This window comes from Bacteroides sp. AF39-16AC (assembly GCF_003602735.1).
GTDB classification, from domain to species: domain Bacteria; phylum Bacteroidota; class Bacteroidia; order Bacteroidales; family Bacteroidaceae; genus Bacteroides; species Bacteroides uniformis.
Genome location: NZ_QTLN01000005.1, coordinates 153,927 through 170,518 on the forward strand (window position 1 = coordinate 153,927; position 16,592 = coordinate 170,518).

The 16,592-nt window shown below is 50.1% G+C and carries 13 protein-coding genes and 1 tRNA gene; 13 read left to right on the forward strand and 1 reads right to left on the reverse strand.

Annotated features, from left to right (window positions below):
* Window positions 1-11: 11 nt before the first annotated feature.
* The 10 genes from DW039_RS07135 to DW039_RS07180 all read left to right on the forward strand — a co-directional run bounded on the left by DW039_RS07135 (window position 12) and on the right by DW039_RS07180 (window position 12,650).
* Window positions 12-1,460, forward strand: a complete 1,449-nt coding sequence (locus DW039_RS07135) for a UDP-N-acetylmuramoyl-L-alanyl-D-glutamate--2,6-diaminopimelate ligase (RefSeq protein ID WP_009037699.1) — start codon at window positions 12-14, stop codon at window positions 1,458-1,460.
* Between the two features lie 122 nt (window positions 1,461-1,582).
* Entirely contained in the window at window positions 1,583-2,851 is a 1,269-nt protein-coding gene (mraY, locus tag DW039_RS07140; RefSeq protein ID WP_005830392.1) for a phospho-N-acetylmuramoyl-pentapeptide-transferase, read from the forward strand.
* A 105-nt stretch (window positions 2,852-2,956) separates the two neighbouring features.
* The gene (gene murD / locus DW039_RS07145) at window positions 2,957-4,291 is read left to right on the forward strand and encodes a UDP-N-acetylmuramoyl-L-alanine--D-glutamate ligase (RefSeq protein WP_022402146.1); all 1,335 of its coding nucleotides are present in this window, start codon (window positions 2,957-2,959) and stop codon (window positions 4,289-4,291) included.
* A 91-nt stretch (window positions 4,292-4,382) separates the two neighbouring features.
* Window positions 4,383-5,699 carry an FtsW/RodA/SpoVE family cell cycle protein gene (locus DW039_RS07150; RefSeq protein ID WP_005830397.1) on the forward strand — a complete coding sequence of 439 codons (1,317 nt, stop codon included), beginning with the start codon at window positions 4,383-4,385 and terminating at the stop codon, window positions 5,697-5,699.
* Between the two features lie 99 nt (window positions 5,700-5,798).
* Window positions 5,799-7,022, forward strand: coding sequence for an undecaprenyldiphospho-muramoylpentapeptide beta-N-acetylglucosaminyltransferase (murG, locus tag DW039_RS07155; RefSeq protein WP_117922855.1), 1,224 nt, complete (start codon window positions 5,799-5,801; stop codon window positions 7,020-7,022).
* Window positions 7,023-7,091: 69 nt separating this feature from the next.
* Window positions 7,092-8,537: a UDP-N-acetylmuramate--L-alanine ligase gene (gene murC, locus DW039_RS07160; protein ID WP_057256314.1), complete on the forward strand. Its 1,446-nt coding sequence runs from the start codon at window positions 7,092-7,094 to the stop codon at window positions 8,535-8,537.
* Window positions 8,530-9,267, forward strand: a complete 738-nt coding sequence (locus DW039_RS07165) for a cell division protein FtsQ/DivIB (protein WP_005830403.1) — start codon at window positions 8,530-8,532, stop codon at window positions 9,265-9,267. Before murC ends, DW039_RS07165 begins: the two co-directional genes overlap by 8 nt.
* Window positions 9,268-9,350: 83 nt before the next feature.
* Window positions 9,351-10,784, forward strand: a complete 1,434-nt coding sequence (gene ftsA, locus DW039_RS07170) for a cell division protein FtsA (RefSeq protein ID WP_008662688.1) — start codon at window positions 9,351-9,353, stop codon at window positions 10,782-10,784.
* A 33-nt stretch (window positions 10,785-10,817) separates the two neighbouring features.
* The gene (ftsZ, locus tag DW039_RS07175; protein ID WP_005830408.1) at window positions 10,818-12,131 is read left to right on the forward strand and encodes a cell division protein FtsZ; all 1,314 of its coding nucleotides are present in this window, start codon (window positions 10,818-10,820) and stop codon (window positions 12,129-12,131) included.
* A gap of 69 nt (window positions 12,132-12,200) precedes the next feature.
* Entirely contained in the window at window positions 12,201-12,650 is a 450-nt protein-coding gene (locus DW039_RS07180) for a GatB/YqeY domain-containing protein (protein ID WP_005830410.1), read from the forward strand.
* Window positions 12,651-12,987: 337 nt separating this feature from the next.
* Here DW039_RS07180 and recO read toward each other — a convergent pair whose 3' ends face one another.
* A complete protein-coding gene (recO, locus tag DW039_RS07185) occupies window positions 12,988-13,716 on the reverse strand; it encodes a DNA repair protein RecO (protein WP_005834546.1) in 729 nt (242 codons plus the stop codon).
* A 288-nt stretch (window positions 13,717-14,004) separates the two neighbouring features.
* On the opposite strand from recO, the gene DW039_RS07190 reads away from it, so the two are divergent.
* From DW039_RS07190 to gyrB, 3 genes are all read left to right on the forward strand, one after another.
* Window positions 14,005-14,076: transfer RNA gene (locus DW039_RS07190), tRNA-Glu, on the forward strand.
* 40 nt (window positions 14,077-14,116) lie between these two features.
* On the forward strand, window positions 14,117-14,371 hold the full coding sequence (gene rpsT, locus DW039_RS07195; protein WP_016272441.1) for a 30S ribosomal protein S20: 255 nt from the start codon (window positions 14,117-14,119) through the stop codon (window positions 14,369-14,371).
* 205 nt (window positions 14,372-14,576) lie between these two features.
* The gene (gene gyrB, locus DW039_RS07200; protein ID WP_008662686.1) at window positions 14,577-16,538 is read left to right on the forward strand and encodes a DNA topoisomerase (ATP-hydrolyzing) subunit B; all 1,962 of its coding nucleotides are present in this window, start codon (window positions 14,577-14,579) and stop codon (window positions 16,536-16,538) included.
* Window positions 16,539-16,592 lie beyond the last annotated feature (54 nt).

Consider the following 16,592-nt stretch of genomic DNA (forward strand, 5'->3'; position numbering starts at 1 on the left):
TATAATAAGGTATGAGATTAAGTGATTTGTTGCAAACAATACAGCCGGTCCGGATTACCGGAAGTACAAGCATGGAGATAACGGGGGTGAATATAGATTCCCGCCTGATAGGAACCGGACATCTGTTCATGGCCATGCGTGGTACGCAGACCGACGGGCATGCCTATATTCCGGCTGCCATCGATAAAGGGGCTGTTGCAGTATTGTGTGAAGAATTGCCGGAAGAGCTTAAGGCCGGCATCACCTACATTCAGGTGAAAGACAGTGAAGATGCCGTAGGGAAAGTGGCTACCACTTTCTATGGTGACCCTACATCCAAGATGGAACTCATCGGCGTGACCGGAACCAACGGAAAAACAACCGTTGCCACCTTATTATATAATACTTTCCGCTATTTCGGCTACAAGGTCGGACTGGTTTCCACTGTATGCAATTACATCGACGACCTGCCCGTACCGACCGAACACACCACCCCGGACCCGATAACCCTGAACCGCCTGCTCGGAGAAATGGCAGATTCCGGCTGCAAGTATGCCTTCATGGAAGTCAGTTCCCATTCCATTGCCCAGAAGCGCATCAGCGGTCTGAAGTTTGCCGGCGGTATTTTCACTAATCTGACCCGCGACCATCTGGATTATCATAAAACGGTGGAGAACTACCTCAAAGCCAAGAAAAAGTTCTTCGACGAACTGCCAAAAGGAGCTTTCAGCCTGACCAACCTGGATGACAAGAACGGACTTGTGATGACGCAGAATACCCGTTCGAAGGTATACACCTACTCTTTGCGTAGTCTTAGCGACTTCAAAGGCAAAGTCTTGGAGTCTCATTTCGAGGGAATGTTACTCGACTTCAACAATCACGAACTGGCAGTACGTTTCATCGGAAAGTTCAATGCCTACAACCTGCTGGCGGTATTCGGTACTGCCGTATTGCTTGGCAAGAAAGAAGAGGATGTACTGGTTGCCCTCAGCACGCTGCATCCGGTAACCGGCCGCTTCGATGCCATCCGTTCACCGAAAGGCTACACCGCCATTGTGGACTATGCGCATACTCCAGACGCCCTGGTCAATGTATTGAACGCCATTCACGGAGTGCTGGAAGGAAAAGGGAAAGTGATTACCGTTGTGGGCGCCGGCGGCAACCGCGACAAAGGCAAGCGTCCCATCATGGCCAAAGAATCCGCCCGCTTGAGCGACCGGGTCATCATCACCTCCGATAACCCGCGCTTTGAAGAGCCGCAGGACATCATCAACGACATGCTGGCGGGACTGGATAAAGACGACATGCAGAAAACCATCAGCATCACCGACCGCCGCGAAGCCATCAAGACAGCCTGCATGCTGGCACAGCCGGGAGACGTGATTCTCGTTGCAGGCAAGGGGCATGAGAATTATCAGGAGATTAAAGGCGTGAAACACCATTTTGACGACAAAGAGATATTAAATGAAATAATGTGCTGATATGCTAATGTGCTAATTGCCATGCGTCATGTAGGATATTCATTCCTTTACCAGCAGATATACCAGACTATCAATTAGCATATTGGCACATTAGCACATTAAACAATTAAATAATTAACATCATGTTATACTATTTATTTCAATGGTTAGACAAATATGACTTCCCCGGTGCGGGCATGTTTGGCTATACATCCTTCCGTTCGTTGATGGCAATCATTCTGGCATTGCTCATTTCGAGTATCTGGGGAGATAAGTTCATCAATCTACTGAAACGCAAGCAGATTACTGAAACGCAACGTGATGCCAGCATCGACCCGTTCGGCGTAAACAAGGTGGGAGTACCCAGCATGGGCGGTGTCATCATTATTTTTGCCATACTCATTCCTTGCCTACTACTGGGCAAATTGAGCAATATTTATATGATATTGATGCTGATTACCACAATCTGGCTGGGGTCGCTGGGCTTTGCCGACGACTACATCAAGATATTCAAGAAGGACAAGGAAGGCCTGCACGGTAAGTTCAAAATCATCGGTCAGGTAGGCTTGGGACTTATCGTCGGACTGACTCTCTACCTCAGTCCGCAGGTGGTTATCCGCGAGAACATAGAAATAGAGAAACCGGACGGACAGATAGAAGTGGTGCATGCCGCCAAGGAAATCAAGGCAACACAGACCACCATCCCATTCTTCAAGAGCAACAACTTCGACTATGCCGACCTAGTGGGCTTCATGGGTGAACATGCCCAGACAGCAGGTTGGATACTGTTTGTGATTATCACGATTTTCGTAGTTACCGCCGTCAGCAACGGAGCCAACCTGAATGACGGAATGGACGGAATGGCGGCAGGGAACTCTGCCATTATCGGACTGACCTTGGGAATACTCGCCTACGTATCGAGCCACATTGAATATGCCGGCTACCTGAATATCATGTACATTCCCGGCTCGGAAGAACTGGTAATCTTTATCTGTGCCTTCATCGGTGCACTTATCGGCTTCTTGTGGTACAATGCCTATCCGGCCCAGGTATTCATGGGCGATACGGGCAGTCTGACCATTGGAGGAATCATCGCAGTATACGCCATCATTATTCACAAGGAACTGCTGATACCCATCCTTTGCGGTATCTTCCTGGTGGAGAACCTTTCGGTCATCCTGCAACGCCTCTACTACAAGGCAGGCAAGCGGAAAGGCGTGAAACAACGTCTCTTCAAAAGAACACCGATACACGACCACTTCCGCACTTCCATGAGCCTGATAGAGCCGGGATGCAGCGTAGTATTCACCAAACCGGACAAGCTGTTCCACGAATCCAAAATCACCATCCGCTTCTGGATTGTGACGATTGTATTGGCAGCGATAACGATTATAACATTAAAAATTAGATAACAAACAAATGAAGAACTAAGAATGAAGAATGAAGAATTTAGCTGTACATCATCTCGCTGCATAGCGATTCTTCATTCATCATTCTTAATTCTTAATTAAAAAAGTATGAGTAGAATTGTAGTATTAGGAGCTGGCGAAAGCGGCGCAGGCGCTGCCGTACTGGCCAAAGTGAAAGGATTCGACACGTTCGTCTCCGACATGTCCGCCATCAAAGACAAATACAAGGAACTGCTGGATAAATACGGCATTGCCTGGGAAGAGGGACACCACACAGAAGAGCTGATTCTGAATGCTGACGAAGTAGTGAAAAGCCCCGGTATTCCCAACGACGCTCCGCTCATTATGAAATTAAAGGAAAAAGGTACGCCCATCATCTCTGAGATAGAGTTTGCGGGACGGTACACTGACGCAAAGATGGTCTGTATCACCGGCTCGAACGGAAAGACTACAACCACCTCGCTCATTTATCACATCTTCAAGAGTGCAGGCCTGAACGTCGGCCTCGCCGGCAACATCGGCAACAGCCTGGCCTTGCAGGTAGCCACGGAGCAGCATGATTACTACGTCATTGAGCTGAGTTCCTTCCAGCTGGACAATATGTATAACTTCCGTGCCAACATTGCCGTACTGATGAACATCACACCAGACCACTTGGACCGTTACGACCACTGTATGCAGAAATATGTGGACGCCAAATTCCGCATCACCCAAAACCAGACATCGGAAGACGCTTTTATCTTCTGGAACGACGACCCCATCATCAAGCGCGAGCTGGACAAGCATGGCCTGCGCGCCCATCTCTACCCGTTCGCTGCCGTGAAGGAAGACGGGGCCATCGCATACGTGGAAGACGGTGAAGTGGAAATCAACGAACCGATAGCCTTCAATATGGAGCAAGAGGAGCTGGCGCTGCACGGCACACACAACCTATACAATTCGTTAGCCGCCGGCATCTCGGCCAATTTGGCCGGCATCCGGAAAGAATATATCCGCAAAGCCTTGTCCGACTTCAAGGGAGTGGAACACCGGTTGGAGAAAGTAGCCACCGTACGCGGCGTGAGCTTCATCAACGATTCCAAGGCTACGAACGTAAATTCCTGCTGGTATGCCCTACAAAGCATGACCGGCAAAACCGTACTTATCCTCGGCGGTAAAGACAAAGGAAACGATTACACGGAAATCGAAGACCTCGTACGCGAAAAGTGCTCTGCCCTGGTCTATTTGGGATTGCACAACGAAAAGCTGCACGCCTTCTTCGACCGTCTGGGACTGCCCGTAGCCGACGTGCAGACCGGCATGCAGGATGCCGTAGAAGCAGCCTTCAAGCTGGCAAAGAAAGGTGAAACCGTGTTGCTCAGTCCTTGCTGTGCCTCCTTCGACCTCTTCAAGAGCTATGAGGACCGCGGCGATCAGTTCAAAGCATGTGTCAGAGCACTATAAGATACGGATGCCGCAACAGTCCTATTACGCATCCCGTAACAAGAACGGCAACTTTTAATTCTTTAATTATTAATTTTTAATTTGCGAAGCATTGGATTTATTAAAGAGCATATTCAAAGGCGATAAAGTGATTTGGATTATTTTCCTTTTCCTTTGCCTCATCTCCATCACAGAGGTATTCAGTGCTGCCAGTACGCTGACCTACAAGAGTGGCGACCATTGGGGACCGATTACGCAGCACAGCATCCTCCTGATGGTAGGCGCCGTCATTGTAGTACTGGTACACAACATCCCCTATAAATGGTTTCAGGTGTTCCCGGTATTCCTGCTTCCGATATCCATCGGACTGCTGGCTTTTGTGATGCTGATGGGATTCATTACCGGCGACCGCGTAAACGGCGCAGCCCGCTGGATGACCTTCATGGGCATTCAGTTCCAGCCGTCAGAAATAGCGAAGATGGCCGTTGTCATCGTTACCGCCTTTATCCTCTCGAAAGGGCAGGATGAAGACGGTGCAAGTCCGAAAGCCTTTAAGCGCATCATGATTATTACCTGCATTGTCTGTGGCCTTATCCTGCCAGAAAACTACTCGACGGGAATGCTGCTCTTCGGAACGGTCTACCTGATGATGTTCATCGGGCGGGTATCTGCCAGGAAACTGCTGATACTGGGAGGAGGAATTGTGGCATTCGTAACAGTCTTTGTCGCCTTCCTGCTGGCCACGCCAGACAAGACATTGGAAAATATACCGATGGGGCACCGCTTCACCACTGTAAAATCCCGTATTGCAGACTTTACCAACAAGGAGGAAGTTCCTGCCGCCAAATTCGACATCGACGGCGACGGGCAAGTGGCACATGCCCGTATTGCCGTAGCTACGAGCAACGTTGTAGGCAAGGGTCCGGGAAACTCCGTACAGCGTGACTTTCTGAGCCAGGCATTCTCCGATTTCATCTATGCCATCATCATCGAGGAACTGGGACTGGTAGGCGGAATAGTCGTTGTGTTCCTTTATGTCTGCCTATTGGTGCGAGTGGGCCGTATCGCCAAAAAATGCGACCGCACTTTCCCCGCTTTCCTCATTACCGGAATAGCCTTGCTGCTCGTCACGCAGGCGCTGTTCAACATGATGGTTGCCGTAGGTCTGGCACCCGTCACGGGACAACCGCTTCCACTCATCAGCAAGGGTGGTACATCCACTTTCATCAACTGTGCCTACATCGGCATGATACTGAGTGTCAGCCGCTATACAGCCAAGCTGGAGGAACAGCGGATGCATGATGCGCAAGTGCCGATGCTGATAGATGCCGGAAATGCCGAGCACCCGGAACAACCGGCCGATAGCGAAGCACAGACAGCCGCCGAGCCGACAGCAAAGGTACTGAACAGTGATGCGGAGTTTGAATAACAGCCTCTCCCCCAACTCCTCCCCCGTAGGGAGGGGAGAAAAGAATAATAGAGTAATGGAGAGCATGCCAATAATACAAAAATAAAAAAGAACAAGAATATGAGTAAAGAGGCGAACAACTATACAACCCAAAGTAACTCTACCCCTCTCCCTACGGGGAAGGGGGTGAGGCTTATCATCAGCGGCGGCGGTACCGGAGGACATATCTTTCCGGCCATCTCCATCGCTAACGCCATAAAAGAGTTGTGTCCCGACGCGGAGATTCTCTTCGTAGGTGCCGAAGGAAGAATGGAAATGCAGCGTGTTCCAGATGCCGGTTACCGGATTATAGGCTTACCCGTTGCCGGATTCGACCGTAAACATCTGTGGAAGAACTTCTCCGTACTGCTGAAACTGATACGAAGCCAGTGGAAAGCACGGAGCATCATCAAGGAGTTCCACCCGCAAGTAGCCGTCGGTGTAGGTGGCTATGCCAGTGGTCCTACGCTGAAAATGGCGGGCATGATGGGTATTCCCACGCTGATACAAGAACAGAATTCCTACGCCGGTGTCACCAACAAGCTGCTGGCACAGAAGGCATGCAAGATTTGCGTGGCCTACGAAGGTATGGAAAAATTCTTCCCGGCAGAAAAGATAATCATGACAGGTAATCCGGTGCGCCAGAACCTGCTCGGACATTCCATCCTGCACGCAGACGCCGTAAAGTACTTCGGATTGAACCCGGAAAAGAAGACTATCCTCATTCTGGGCGGCAGCCTGGGAGCCCGCACCATCAACCAGACATTGACTGCCGGACTGGATGTCATTCGTACCCACCCCGACGTACAGTTTATCTGGCAGACTGGCAAGATATACATTGACCAAGTCAGAGAAGCCATTACAGCCACTACGGGAGAAGCCGTACGTAACCCGCATATCAGTGCCATTCCGAATCTGTATGTGACGGACTTCATTAAGGATATGGCAAACGCCTATGCCGCTGCCGATCTGGTGATTTCACGTGCCGGAGCCGGTTCCATCTCCGAGTTCTGCCTGCTGCACAAGCCGGTCATCCTGGTTCCCTCACCCAATGTGGCCGAAGACCATCAGACCAAGAATGCGCTGGCGCTGGTGGATAAGGATGCAGCTATCTATGTGAAGGATGTGGAAGCGAAAGAGAAGCTGCTGCCGGTGGCGTTGGAGACAATCGCTAACCCCGAGAAGCTGCAAGACTTGAGCAAGAATATCGCCAAGCTAGCGTTGCCGGACTCGGCGACAATTATTGCGAAGGAGGTATTGAAGAGCCTCTCCCCTTGTCCCTCCCCCGTAGGGAGGGGGGAATAGATAGTACTGCTATCGTTCTTTTTATAATATCATACTTTTGGAAGAAGAGTTTGAAGAAAAAATTTGAATATGAATAAAAATATAAACAATAGTAACTCATCTCCCCTCCCTACGGGGGAGGGGCAGGGGGTGAGGCTTGAAGCCATTCGCTCCGTTTATTTCGTCGGTGCCGGCGGCATCGGCATGAGCGCTCTGATACGCTATTTCCTCTCTAAAGGAAAGACAGTAGCGGGCTACGACCGTACGTCGAGCGAACTGACAGAACGTCTGATTACGGAAGGAGCACAGATACACTACGAAGAGGATATCAACCTTATTCCGGAGGAGTGCAAAGACAAGGCAAGCACGCTCGTGGTCTATACCCCCGCCGTGCCGCAAGGGCATGCAGAACTGACCTATTTCCGTGAAAACGGTTTCGACATACATAAGCGCTCCCAAGTATTGGGCATCATCACCCGCAGCAGCAAAGGTCTGTGCGTGGCAGGTACGCATGGCAAGACTACCACCAGCACCATGGCTGCCCACCTGCTGCACCAGTCACACGTGGGCTGCACCGCCTTCCTCGGAGGTATTTCGAAGAACTACGGTACGAATCTGCTGCTTTCCGCCACCAGCCCTTATACCGTTATCGAAGCAGATGAGTTCGACCGCTCCTTCCACTGGCTATCGCCCTGGATGAGTGTCATTACTGCCACCGACCCCGACCACCTGGATATATACGGCACCAAAGAAGCCTATCTCGAAAGCTTCCGCCACTACACCACGCTTATCCAGCCGGGCGGCGCCCTGATTCTGCACAAAGGACTGGAAATGCAAGCCGACGTACAACCGGGCGTCACCACCTATACCTACTCGCGCAACGAAGGCGACTTCCATGCCGAGAATATCCGCATCGGAAACGGTGAAATCTTCATCGACTTCGTGGCGCCTGACACCCGCATCAACGATATTCAGTTGGGTGTTCCCGTCAGCATCAACATCGAGAATGGTGTTGCCGCCATGGCACTCGCCCATCTCAGCGGTGCCACCGACGAAGAAATCAAGCAAGGCATGGCAAGCTTCCGCGGAGTGGACCGCCGTTTCGACTTCAAGCTGAAGAATGACCGGATTGTATTTCTCAGCGACTATGCCCACCACCCGGCGGAAATAGCCCAAAGCGTGAAGTCCGTCCGCGAGCTGTACCAAGACAAGAAGATAACCGTCATCTTCCAGCCTCACTTGTACACCCGCACCCGCGACTTCTACCGTGACTTTGCAGACAGCCTTTCCCTATCCGACGAGGTGATTCTGACAGAGATATACCCTGCCCGCGAGCAACCGATTCCCGGCGTGACGAGTCAGCTGATTTATGACAACCTCCGCCCCGGCATCGAGAAATGCATCTGTAGGAAAGAAGACGTCCTCAGCCTCCTCGCCCAAAAGCACACCGAAGTATTGGTAGTGCTGGGAGCCGGTGACCTGGACAACTATGCGCCCCAAATCACCCAACTATTATCAGAAAAATATCATGGTTAAAAGGATTCTACTTTCTATCGTTCTGTTGCTTGTCATTGCTTACCTGGTAGTGGCTGTCACAGCTTTCAACCGCAAGCCCACCTCGCAGGTGTGCCAAGACGTGGAACTGGTGATAAAAGACACGGTATATGCCGGCTTCATCACGAAGAAGGAAGTAGCTACCCTGCTGGAAAAGAAAGGCATCAGCCCCATTGGGAAAGACCTGGAACGCGTGCGTACCAAGACCTTGGAGCGCGAACTTGCCAAGCATCCCCTCATCGACCAGGTGGAGTGCTACAAAACCCCGAGCGGCAAGCTCTGCATCGAAGTGACCCAGCGCACCCCCATCCTGCGCGTGATGAGCGCCAACGGCGAAAACTACTATCTGGACAACAAAGGTACCGTGATGCCCCCCGATGCAAAGTGCGTTGCACACCTCGCCGTTGTAACCGGAAATGTAGAAAAGTCGTTTGCCATGAGGGATTTATATAAGTTTGGTGTATTTTTGCAAAAGAATTCTTTTTGGAATGCACAGATAGAGCAAATTCACGTATTGCCCGGCAAGAACATCGAGTTAGTGCCCCGTGTCGGCGACCATCTTATCTATTTAGGCAAGATTGCCGGATTCGAGAAGAAGCTGAAACGTGTAAAGGCATTCTACGAAAGAGGATTGAACCAGGTGGGTTGGAACAAATACTCCCGTATCAGCGTTGAATTTGATAATCAAATCATCTGCACAAAGAGAGAGTAGAGAAAGGGATTTACTAATAGTCCTTCTTTATCAAAGCGCAGCAAATAGTAAATTGTAAATAGTAAAATAGTAAATAAATAGATATGGCAACAACAGATTTCATCGCCGCTATCGAGTTGAGTTCTTCCAAGATTTCCGGTATCGCAGGAAAGAAGAGCAGTGACGGAAGTATCCAGGTGTTGGCTTATGCACGCGAAGATGCATCCCCGTTTATACACAAAGGGGCCATCTACAACATTGACAAGGCCGCACAAGCGCTGACTTCCATCATCAACAAGCTGGAAGGCCAGTTGAACAACTCCATCGCCAAAGTATATGTAGGCATCGGCGGACAATCATTGCGCACGGTGAGGAATGCGGTAAGCCGTACGCTGGAGGAAGAGAGCATCATTTCGCAAGAACTGGTAGACGAGATTTGCGACGAGAACCGTGATGTACCCTTGGTAGACATGAGTGTGCTGGATGTAGCCCCGCAAGAATACAAGATAGACAACACGCTGCATGTGGAGCCCGTAGGAGTTGCCGGAAGATACATCACCGGGCAGTTCCTCAACATCGTGGCGCGTGCCTCGCTGAAGAAGAACCTCGAACACAGCTTCGAGCAAGCCAAAGTGGAAATTGCCGACGACCTGCTCGTGGCTCCCACTGCGTTGGCCAAAGCCGTGCTGACCGAAAACGAGATGCGTTCAGGCTGTGCACTGGTGGACTTCGGTGCCGACACCACCACCGTGCTGGTCTATAAGAACAATATCCTGCGCTACCTCAGCGTACTGCCGCTGGGTGGAAACAACATTACCCACGACATCACTTCCCTGCAAATGGAAGAGGAAGATGCCGAGAAGCTGAAACTGCAATACGGTGATGCCCTCTACGAGGAGGAAGAAGACGCCGAGACCCCTGCCGTATGCACGTCGGAAGACGGCCGTACCTTCGAACTGGCCCTGCTGAACAATATTATCGGAGCACGTGCAGAAGAAATTCTTGCCAACGTATGGAACCAGTTGCAACTTTCCGGCTACGAGGACAAACTTTTCTCCGGTGTTGTATTCACCGGTGGAGGAGCCAATCTGAAGAATCTTGAGAAAGCCTTCCATAGAGTGAGCAAGATTGAAAAGGTAAAGACCGCCAAGTTCGTACAGACCACCGTCCACACACGCAGCGACGAGCCCAAGAAGGACGGCATGCACAACACACTGCTGGGCCTGCTGGCTGCCGGCAACGAGAATTGCTGCCTGCAAGAGGTGAAGCCGGTGCAGCAGCCTGCCTCCAATGTTCCTCCCAAACCGGTCGACATATTCGTTGACGACGAAGCGCTGAAAGAGCAGGAAGCCGCCGCACGCGCCGCCAAGGCACAGCGCGAGAAGGAAGAGAAAGAACGCAAGGAGCGTGAGCGCAAAGAAAGGGAACTGCGCGAAAAGGAAGAAAAGAAGAAGAAAAAGAAAGAAGGCCCCAGCTGGTTCGAAAAGACTTTCAACAAGCTTTCCAACGAAATCTTCTCGGACGACGATATGAAGTAATAATGTGATAATGTGCCAGAAAATTAAGTTATTATGGAAGATATAGTACAATTCGATTTCCCGACCGATTCACCGAAAATCATTAAAGTAATCGGTGTAGGCGGAGGTGGCGGCAATGCCGTGAACCATATGTACCGGGAAGGTATACACGACGTGACGTTCGTACTGTGCAACACAGACAACCAAGCGTTGAAGGACTCTCCCGTGCCCGTGAAGTTACAGCTTGGAAAAGAAGGCCTGGGAGCCGGAAACCGCCCTGCCCGTGCCCGCAAGGCAGCAGAAGAGAGCATCGAAGACATCAAGAATATGCTGAACGACGGCACCAAGATGGTATTCATCACTGCCGGAATGGGCGGTGGTACCGGTACGGGTGCCGCACCCATCATTGCACAAACCGCCAAGGAAATGGACATCCTGACCATCGGCATCGTCACCATCCCTTTCCGCTGGGAGGGCGACAAGAAGATAGACCAGGCACTGGATGGCGTAGAGGAAATCAGCAAGCACGTAGATGCCCTGCTGGTCATCAACAATGAAAAGCTGAGCGAGATATACAGCGAGCTATCCGTGGACGACGCGTTTGACAAGGCCGACGACACCCTTTCGGTAGCCGCCAAGAGTATTGCCGAAATCATCACCCTGCATGGAAAGGTGAACCTCGACTTCAACGACGTGAAAACAGTGCTGAAGGACGGCGGCGTAGCCATCATGAGTACCGGCTACGGCGAAGGTGACAACCGTGTCAGCGAAGCCATCAAGAACGCGCAGCACTCGCCGTTGCTGAACAACAACGACATCTTCAACTCCAAGAAAGTACTCCTCAACATCTCTTACAGTGCACAATACAAGCTGATGATGAGCGAGATGGACGAGGTGAAGGAGTTCATGAACCGTTTCAGCCGCGACTTCGAAACCAAATTCGGTATGGCCATTGACGACAAGCTGGAACAGAAAGTGAAAATCACCCTGCTTGCCACTGGTTTCGGTATCCAGGACATCCACATGAAGGAGATGGACGACCGCATCACCCAGCGCACCGCCGAAGAACAGCAACGCCTTGCCGAGCTGGAGGAGGAAGAGGAACAGAGACGCAACCGCCGCGAAGTGTACTATGGCAAGGATGCCAATGCCCGTTCCCAGCGCAGCCGCCGTCGCCATATCTATCTCTTCAATCCCGAAGACATGGACAACGCCGACATCATCAGCATGGTAGAGAATTCTCCGACCTATCTGCGTGACAAAAGTACGCTGAACAGCATCAAGATGAAGGCAGAGCAGGAAGGGCAGCTCGCCACCGAAGCCGCGCAAGAGGCAGAAGGCGGTGCAGGGGGAGTCATCACCTTCTGATTTTTCCGTTCCCGATATGTAAAACCATCCTCCTCCCCTTCGGGGGAACAGGAGTAAACCTATAACAATATGGATTTATTTGAAAAAGTCAGCGAAGACATTAAAACAGCCATGAAAGCCAAAGACAAAGTGGCTCTCGAAACATTGAGAAACGTAAAGAAAGTATTCCTTGAAGCCAAAACCGCTCCCGGAGCCAACGATACCCTGAGCGATGCAGATGCTTTGAAGATTATCCAAAAACTGACCAAGCAAGGCAAAGACGCCGCTGAAATCTATGTACAGCAAGGTCGCCAGGACTTGGCAGACGATGAGCTGGCACAAGTAAAGGTGCTTGAAACCTATCTGCCCAAGCAGATGAGCGCCGAAGAACTGGAGGCAGCCTTGAAGGAAATCATAGCCGAAGTCGGCGCCACCAGCGGCAAGGACATGGGCAAGGTGATGGGTGTAGCCAGCAAGAAACTTGCCGGACTTGCCGAAGGCCGCGCCATCTCAGCCAAAGTAAAAGAGTTGCTGGGATAAAGAAATACACTTCCCCTATCATATAAGCCGTGCTTCAACAGAGGGACTCAGCGTCCAAAGTCTGTTGAACACGGCTTTTTACATACCAATCCATATCCTCCCCCACAAGAGATTATACGCTATCTATCAACGCATTATATTTACCGACCGTTTACCATAAGATGTAAAAGCCGTTACCTAATGATGTAACGACGGTTACCCTATATTGAAACGGTCGTTACCCTATATTGTAACGACCGTTACAGCTTATCGTAACGACCCTTACAGCAGTAAGTAAAACTCCCTACTCCTATAATAAAGGCAGCGCACACTTATTGGGCCGTTACATCGACGATAATCAATCAAAAAGCTCCTTCAATACCTCAAGTGATTTCAATACCGGGAAATCCGGCAGATGCAGACGATAATATTCATTCATAATGTTCAGGCAGCGGGTACGCTCCAACCGGTTCATGGTGAAAAGATGCATCGTTTCATAATTCATGCGCATCAGCTGTGTCAGGCGGGCCGCCTCCTCGGGAGCGATGTAATTGGAATGGAGCTGCGGACGCAAGGGAGTGAAACAAGCATTCTGCAAATCGAAGTAATCTCCGGCATGATAATCCTCCAGGTTGGGATACAAACCGAGAAAACGGGAAAGGCGCATCAGGAAGACCAGATGGAAATTGGCAAACCCCTCCCTGCATTCATCCAGCCAGATGACGGAATGATACAGATAAGCAAACAGCGGACGGTTCTCTGCCTCCTCCCGGACGGCGCGATAAAGGAATTCCGAAAGAAACAAAGCGATGGCAGATTTGTAGGGATCGTAGGGAAGCGTGGCGAAAGGATAAAGAGACTTCGCCTCCTTCACCTTATATATAGTGGCATTAGGACGGAAATCGGCTTCAAGTTCCACCAATGCCAGCGGCTGGAAGAGTACCGGCTTCACCGCCGCCTTGCGCGAACGGGGTATGGACACCATGAAGGAAGCCCTGCCAGCCACCTCCGTATAGATGTCTGCAATGAGAGATGTATCCTTATATTTCAAGGTATGCAGCACAATTCCCAGTGTTTTCTGTAACATTCCCGATTTCTTTATCTGGTTTCAATCTGATAACAAAGCTACAAAAAAAGCCCGAAAGAAGAGAAACAAAAGGAGAAGAATAAAAAAATAAGGTAAGGAGTGTAAAAAAATAAAAGCACATACCACACTGATTTTCAGCAGATAAAATTCCACCCTAAGACAAAAAGCAACAAAAAGCTATATTTTTTTCTTGCGAATGTTTTGGTAATTCAAAAATAGTTTCTACCTTTGCATCCGCAAACGAGAAATAAAGGCTCTTTGCAAGAGCGGAAACGCTCACCAAAGGATGGCCCGTTCGTCTATCGGTTAGGACGCAAGATTTTCATTCTTGAAAGGGGGGTTCGATTCCCCCACGGGCTACAAAATAAAAAAATAAACGAATTAAAAAAGATTAGTCGAGATGGCAAATCATAAATCATCACTGAAGAGAATCAGACAAGAAGAAACAAGAAGACTTCACAACAGATATTATGGCAAGACCATGAGAAACGCTGTTCGTAAGCTTCGTGCTACTACAGACAAAGCTGCAGCAACAGCGATGTATCCGGGTATCACAAAACTGTTGGATAAATTGGCTAAGACTAATGTAATCCACAAGAACAAGGCTAACAACCTGAAGTCAAAATTGGCTATCTATATCAACAAGCTGGTTTAAGTTGACTGTTACACAAAAGATATTACAAGGCTGGACTTTTTAGTCCGGCCTTTCTCATTTATACCTCTCTATTTACCTGCTTCCACACAAGTTTCTTTTCTGTGCTAAAAAGCTGTAAACTACCCGAATTTATCCGTTTGTTTAGCACCATATCCCGAGGATTTTCACTATATTTGCTCTGTTATTACAATAAGGAAAAAAGATTATGACTGAAGAACAGATTCACTCCAATAACGGGAGCTATTCTGCCGAAAACATCCAGGTACTGGAAGGTTTGGAAGCAGTGAGAAAGCGTCCCGCGATGTATATTGGCGACATTAGCAGCAAAGGACTTCACCACCTGGTGTACGAGGTTGTGGACAACTCCATCGACGAGGCACTTGCCGGCTATTGCGACCACATCGAAGTCACCATTAACGAGGACAACTCCATCACCGTACAAGACAACGGACGTGGTATCCCGGTAGACTATCACGAAAAGGAAAAGAAATCCGCACTGGAAGTTGTAATGACCGTACTGCATGCCGGAGGTAAGTTCGACAAAGGTTCCTATAAGGTATCGGGAGGTCTGCATGGTGTAGGTGTATCTTGCGTAAATGCCTTGTCTACACACATGACTACCCAGGTTTTCCGTAACGGAAAAATCTATCAGCAGGAATATTCCTGCGGACATCCGCTCTACTCCGTCAAAGAAGTGGGCACAACAGACATTACCGGTACACGCCAACAGTTCTGGCCGGACGGTACCATCTTTACGGAGACAGTCTACAACTATGATATTCTTGCCACTCGCATGCGCGAGCTGGCTTATCTGAACGCAGGCATCAAGATTTCACTGACCGACCTTCGCGTAAAGGACGAAGAGGGAAATGCCAAGAAGGAAATCTTCTACTCGGAAGAAGGCCTGAAGGAGTTTGTGCGCTACGTGGACTCCTCACGCGAGCACTTCATGAACGATGTAATCTACATCAACACCGAGAAGCAAGGCACACCGGTGGAAGTAGCCATCATGTACAACACTTCTTATAACGAAAATGTACACTCTTACGTAAACAACATCAATACCATTGAAGGGGGTACCCACTTGGCAGGTTTCCGCCGTGCACTGACCCGTACATTGAAAAAATACGCCGAAGACAACAAGATGCTGGAGAAAGCCAAGGTAGAGATTGCAGGCGACGACTTCCGCGAAGGATTAACTGCCGTTATCTCCATCAAGGTGGCAGAGCCTCAGTTCGAAGGACAGACCAAGACAAAGCTGGGTAACAACGAAGTGATGGGTGCCGTAGACCAGGCTGTGGGCGAAGCCCTCACCTACTACTTGGAGGAACACCCGAAGGAAGCCAAGCTGATTGTAGACAAGGTGATTCTTGCCGCCCAGGCACGTATCGCCGCACGTAAGGCACGCGAATCTGTACAACGCAAATCGCCGATGTCCGGCGGTGGCATGCCCGGTAAGTTGGCCGACTGCTCCAGCAAGGACCCGGAAGAATGCGAATTGTTCCTCGTCGAGGGTGACTCGGCAGGCGGTTCAGCAAAGCAAGGCCGTAACCGTGCGTTCCAAGCTATCCTGCCGCTTCGCGGTAAGATTCTGAATGTGGAAAAGGCCATGTGGCACAAGGCATTCGAGAGCGACGAAGTAAACAATATCATCCAGGCGCTGGGCATCCGTTTCGGCGTGGACGGTGAAGACAGCAAAGAAGCGAACATTGACAAGCTGCGCTACAAGAAGATTATCATCATGACCGATGCCGACGTCGATGGTTCTCACATCGACACGCTGATTATGACGCTTTTCTTCCGCTACTTCCCGCAAGTTATCCAGCAGGGTTGCTTGTACATCGCCACTCCTCCCCTTTACCTTTGCACCAAAGGCAAGGCGAAAGAGTATTGCTGGACAGACCAGCAGCGCCAGAAGTTCATCGACACTTACGGCGGCGGTTCGGAAAACGCAGTACACACCCAACGCTACAAAGGTTTGGGTGAAATGAACCCGGAACAGTTGTGGGAAACCACCATGAATCCGGAAAACCGCATGCTGAAGCAGGTGCATCTTGAAAATGCAGCCGAAGCCGACTATATCTTCTCCATGCTGATGGGTGAAGACGTGGGCCCGCGCCGCGATTTCATCGAAAAGAATGCAACGTATGCAAATATTGACGCTTAATAAATAACCAACCTCACATCTTACAACGAGGAAGCCCCGGACGGGCAGGATAAT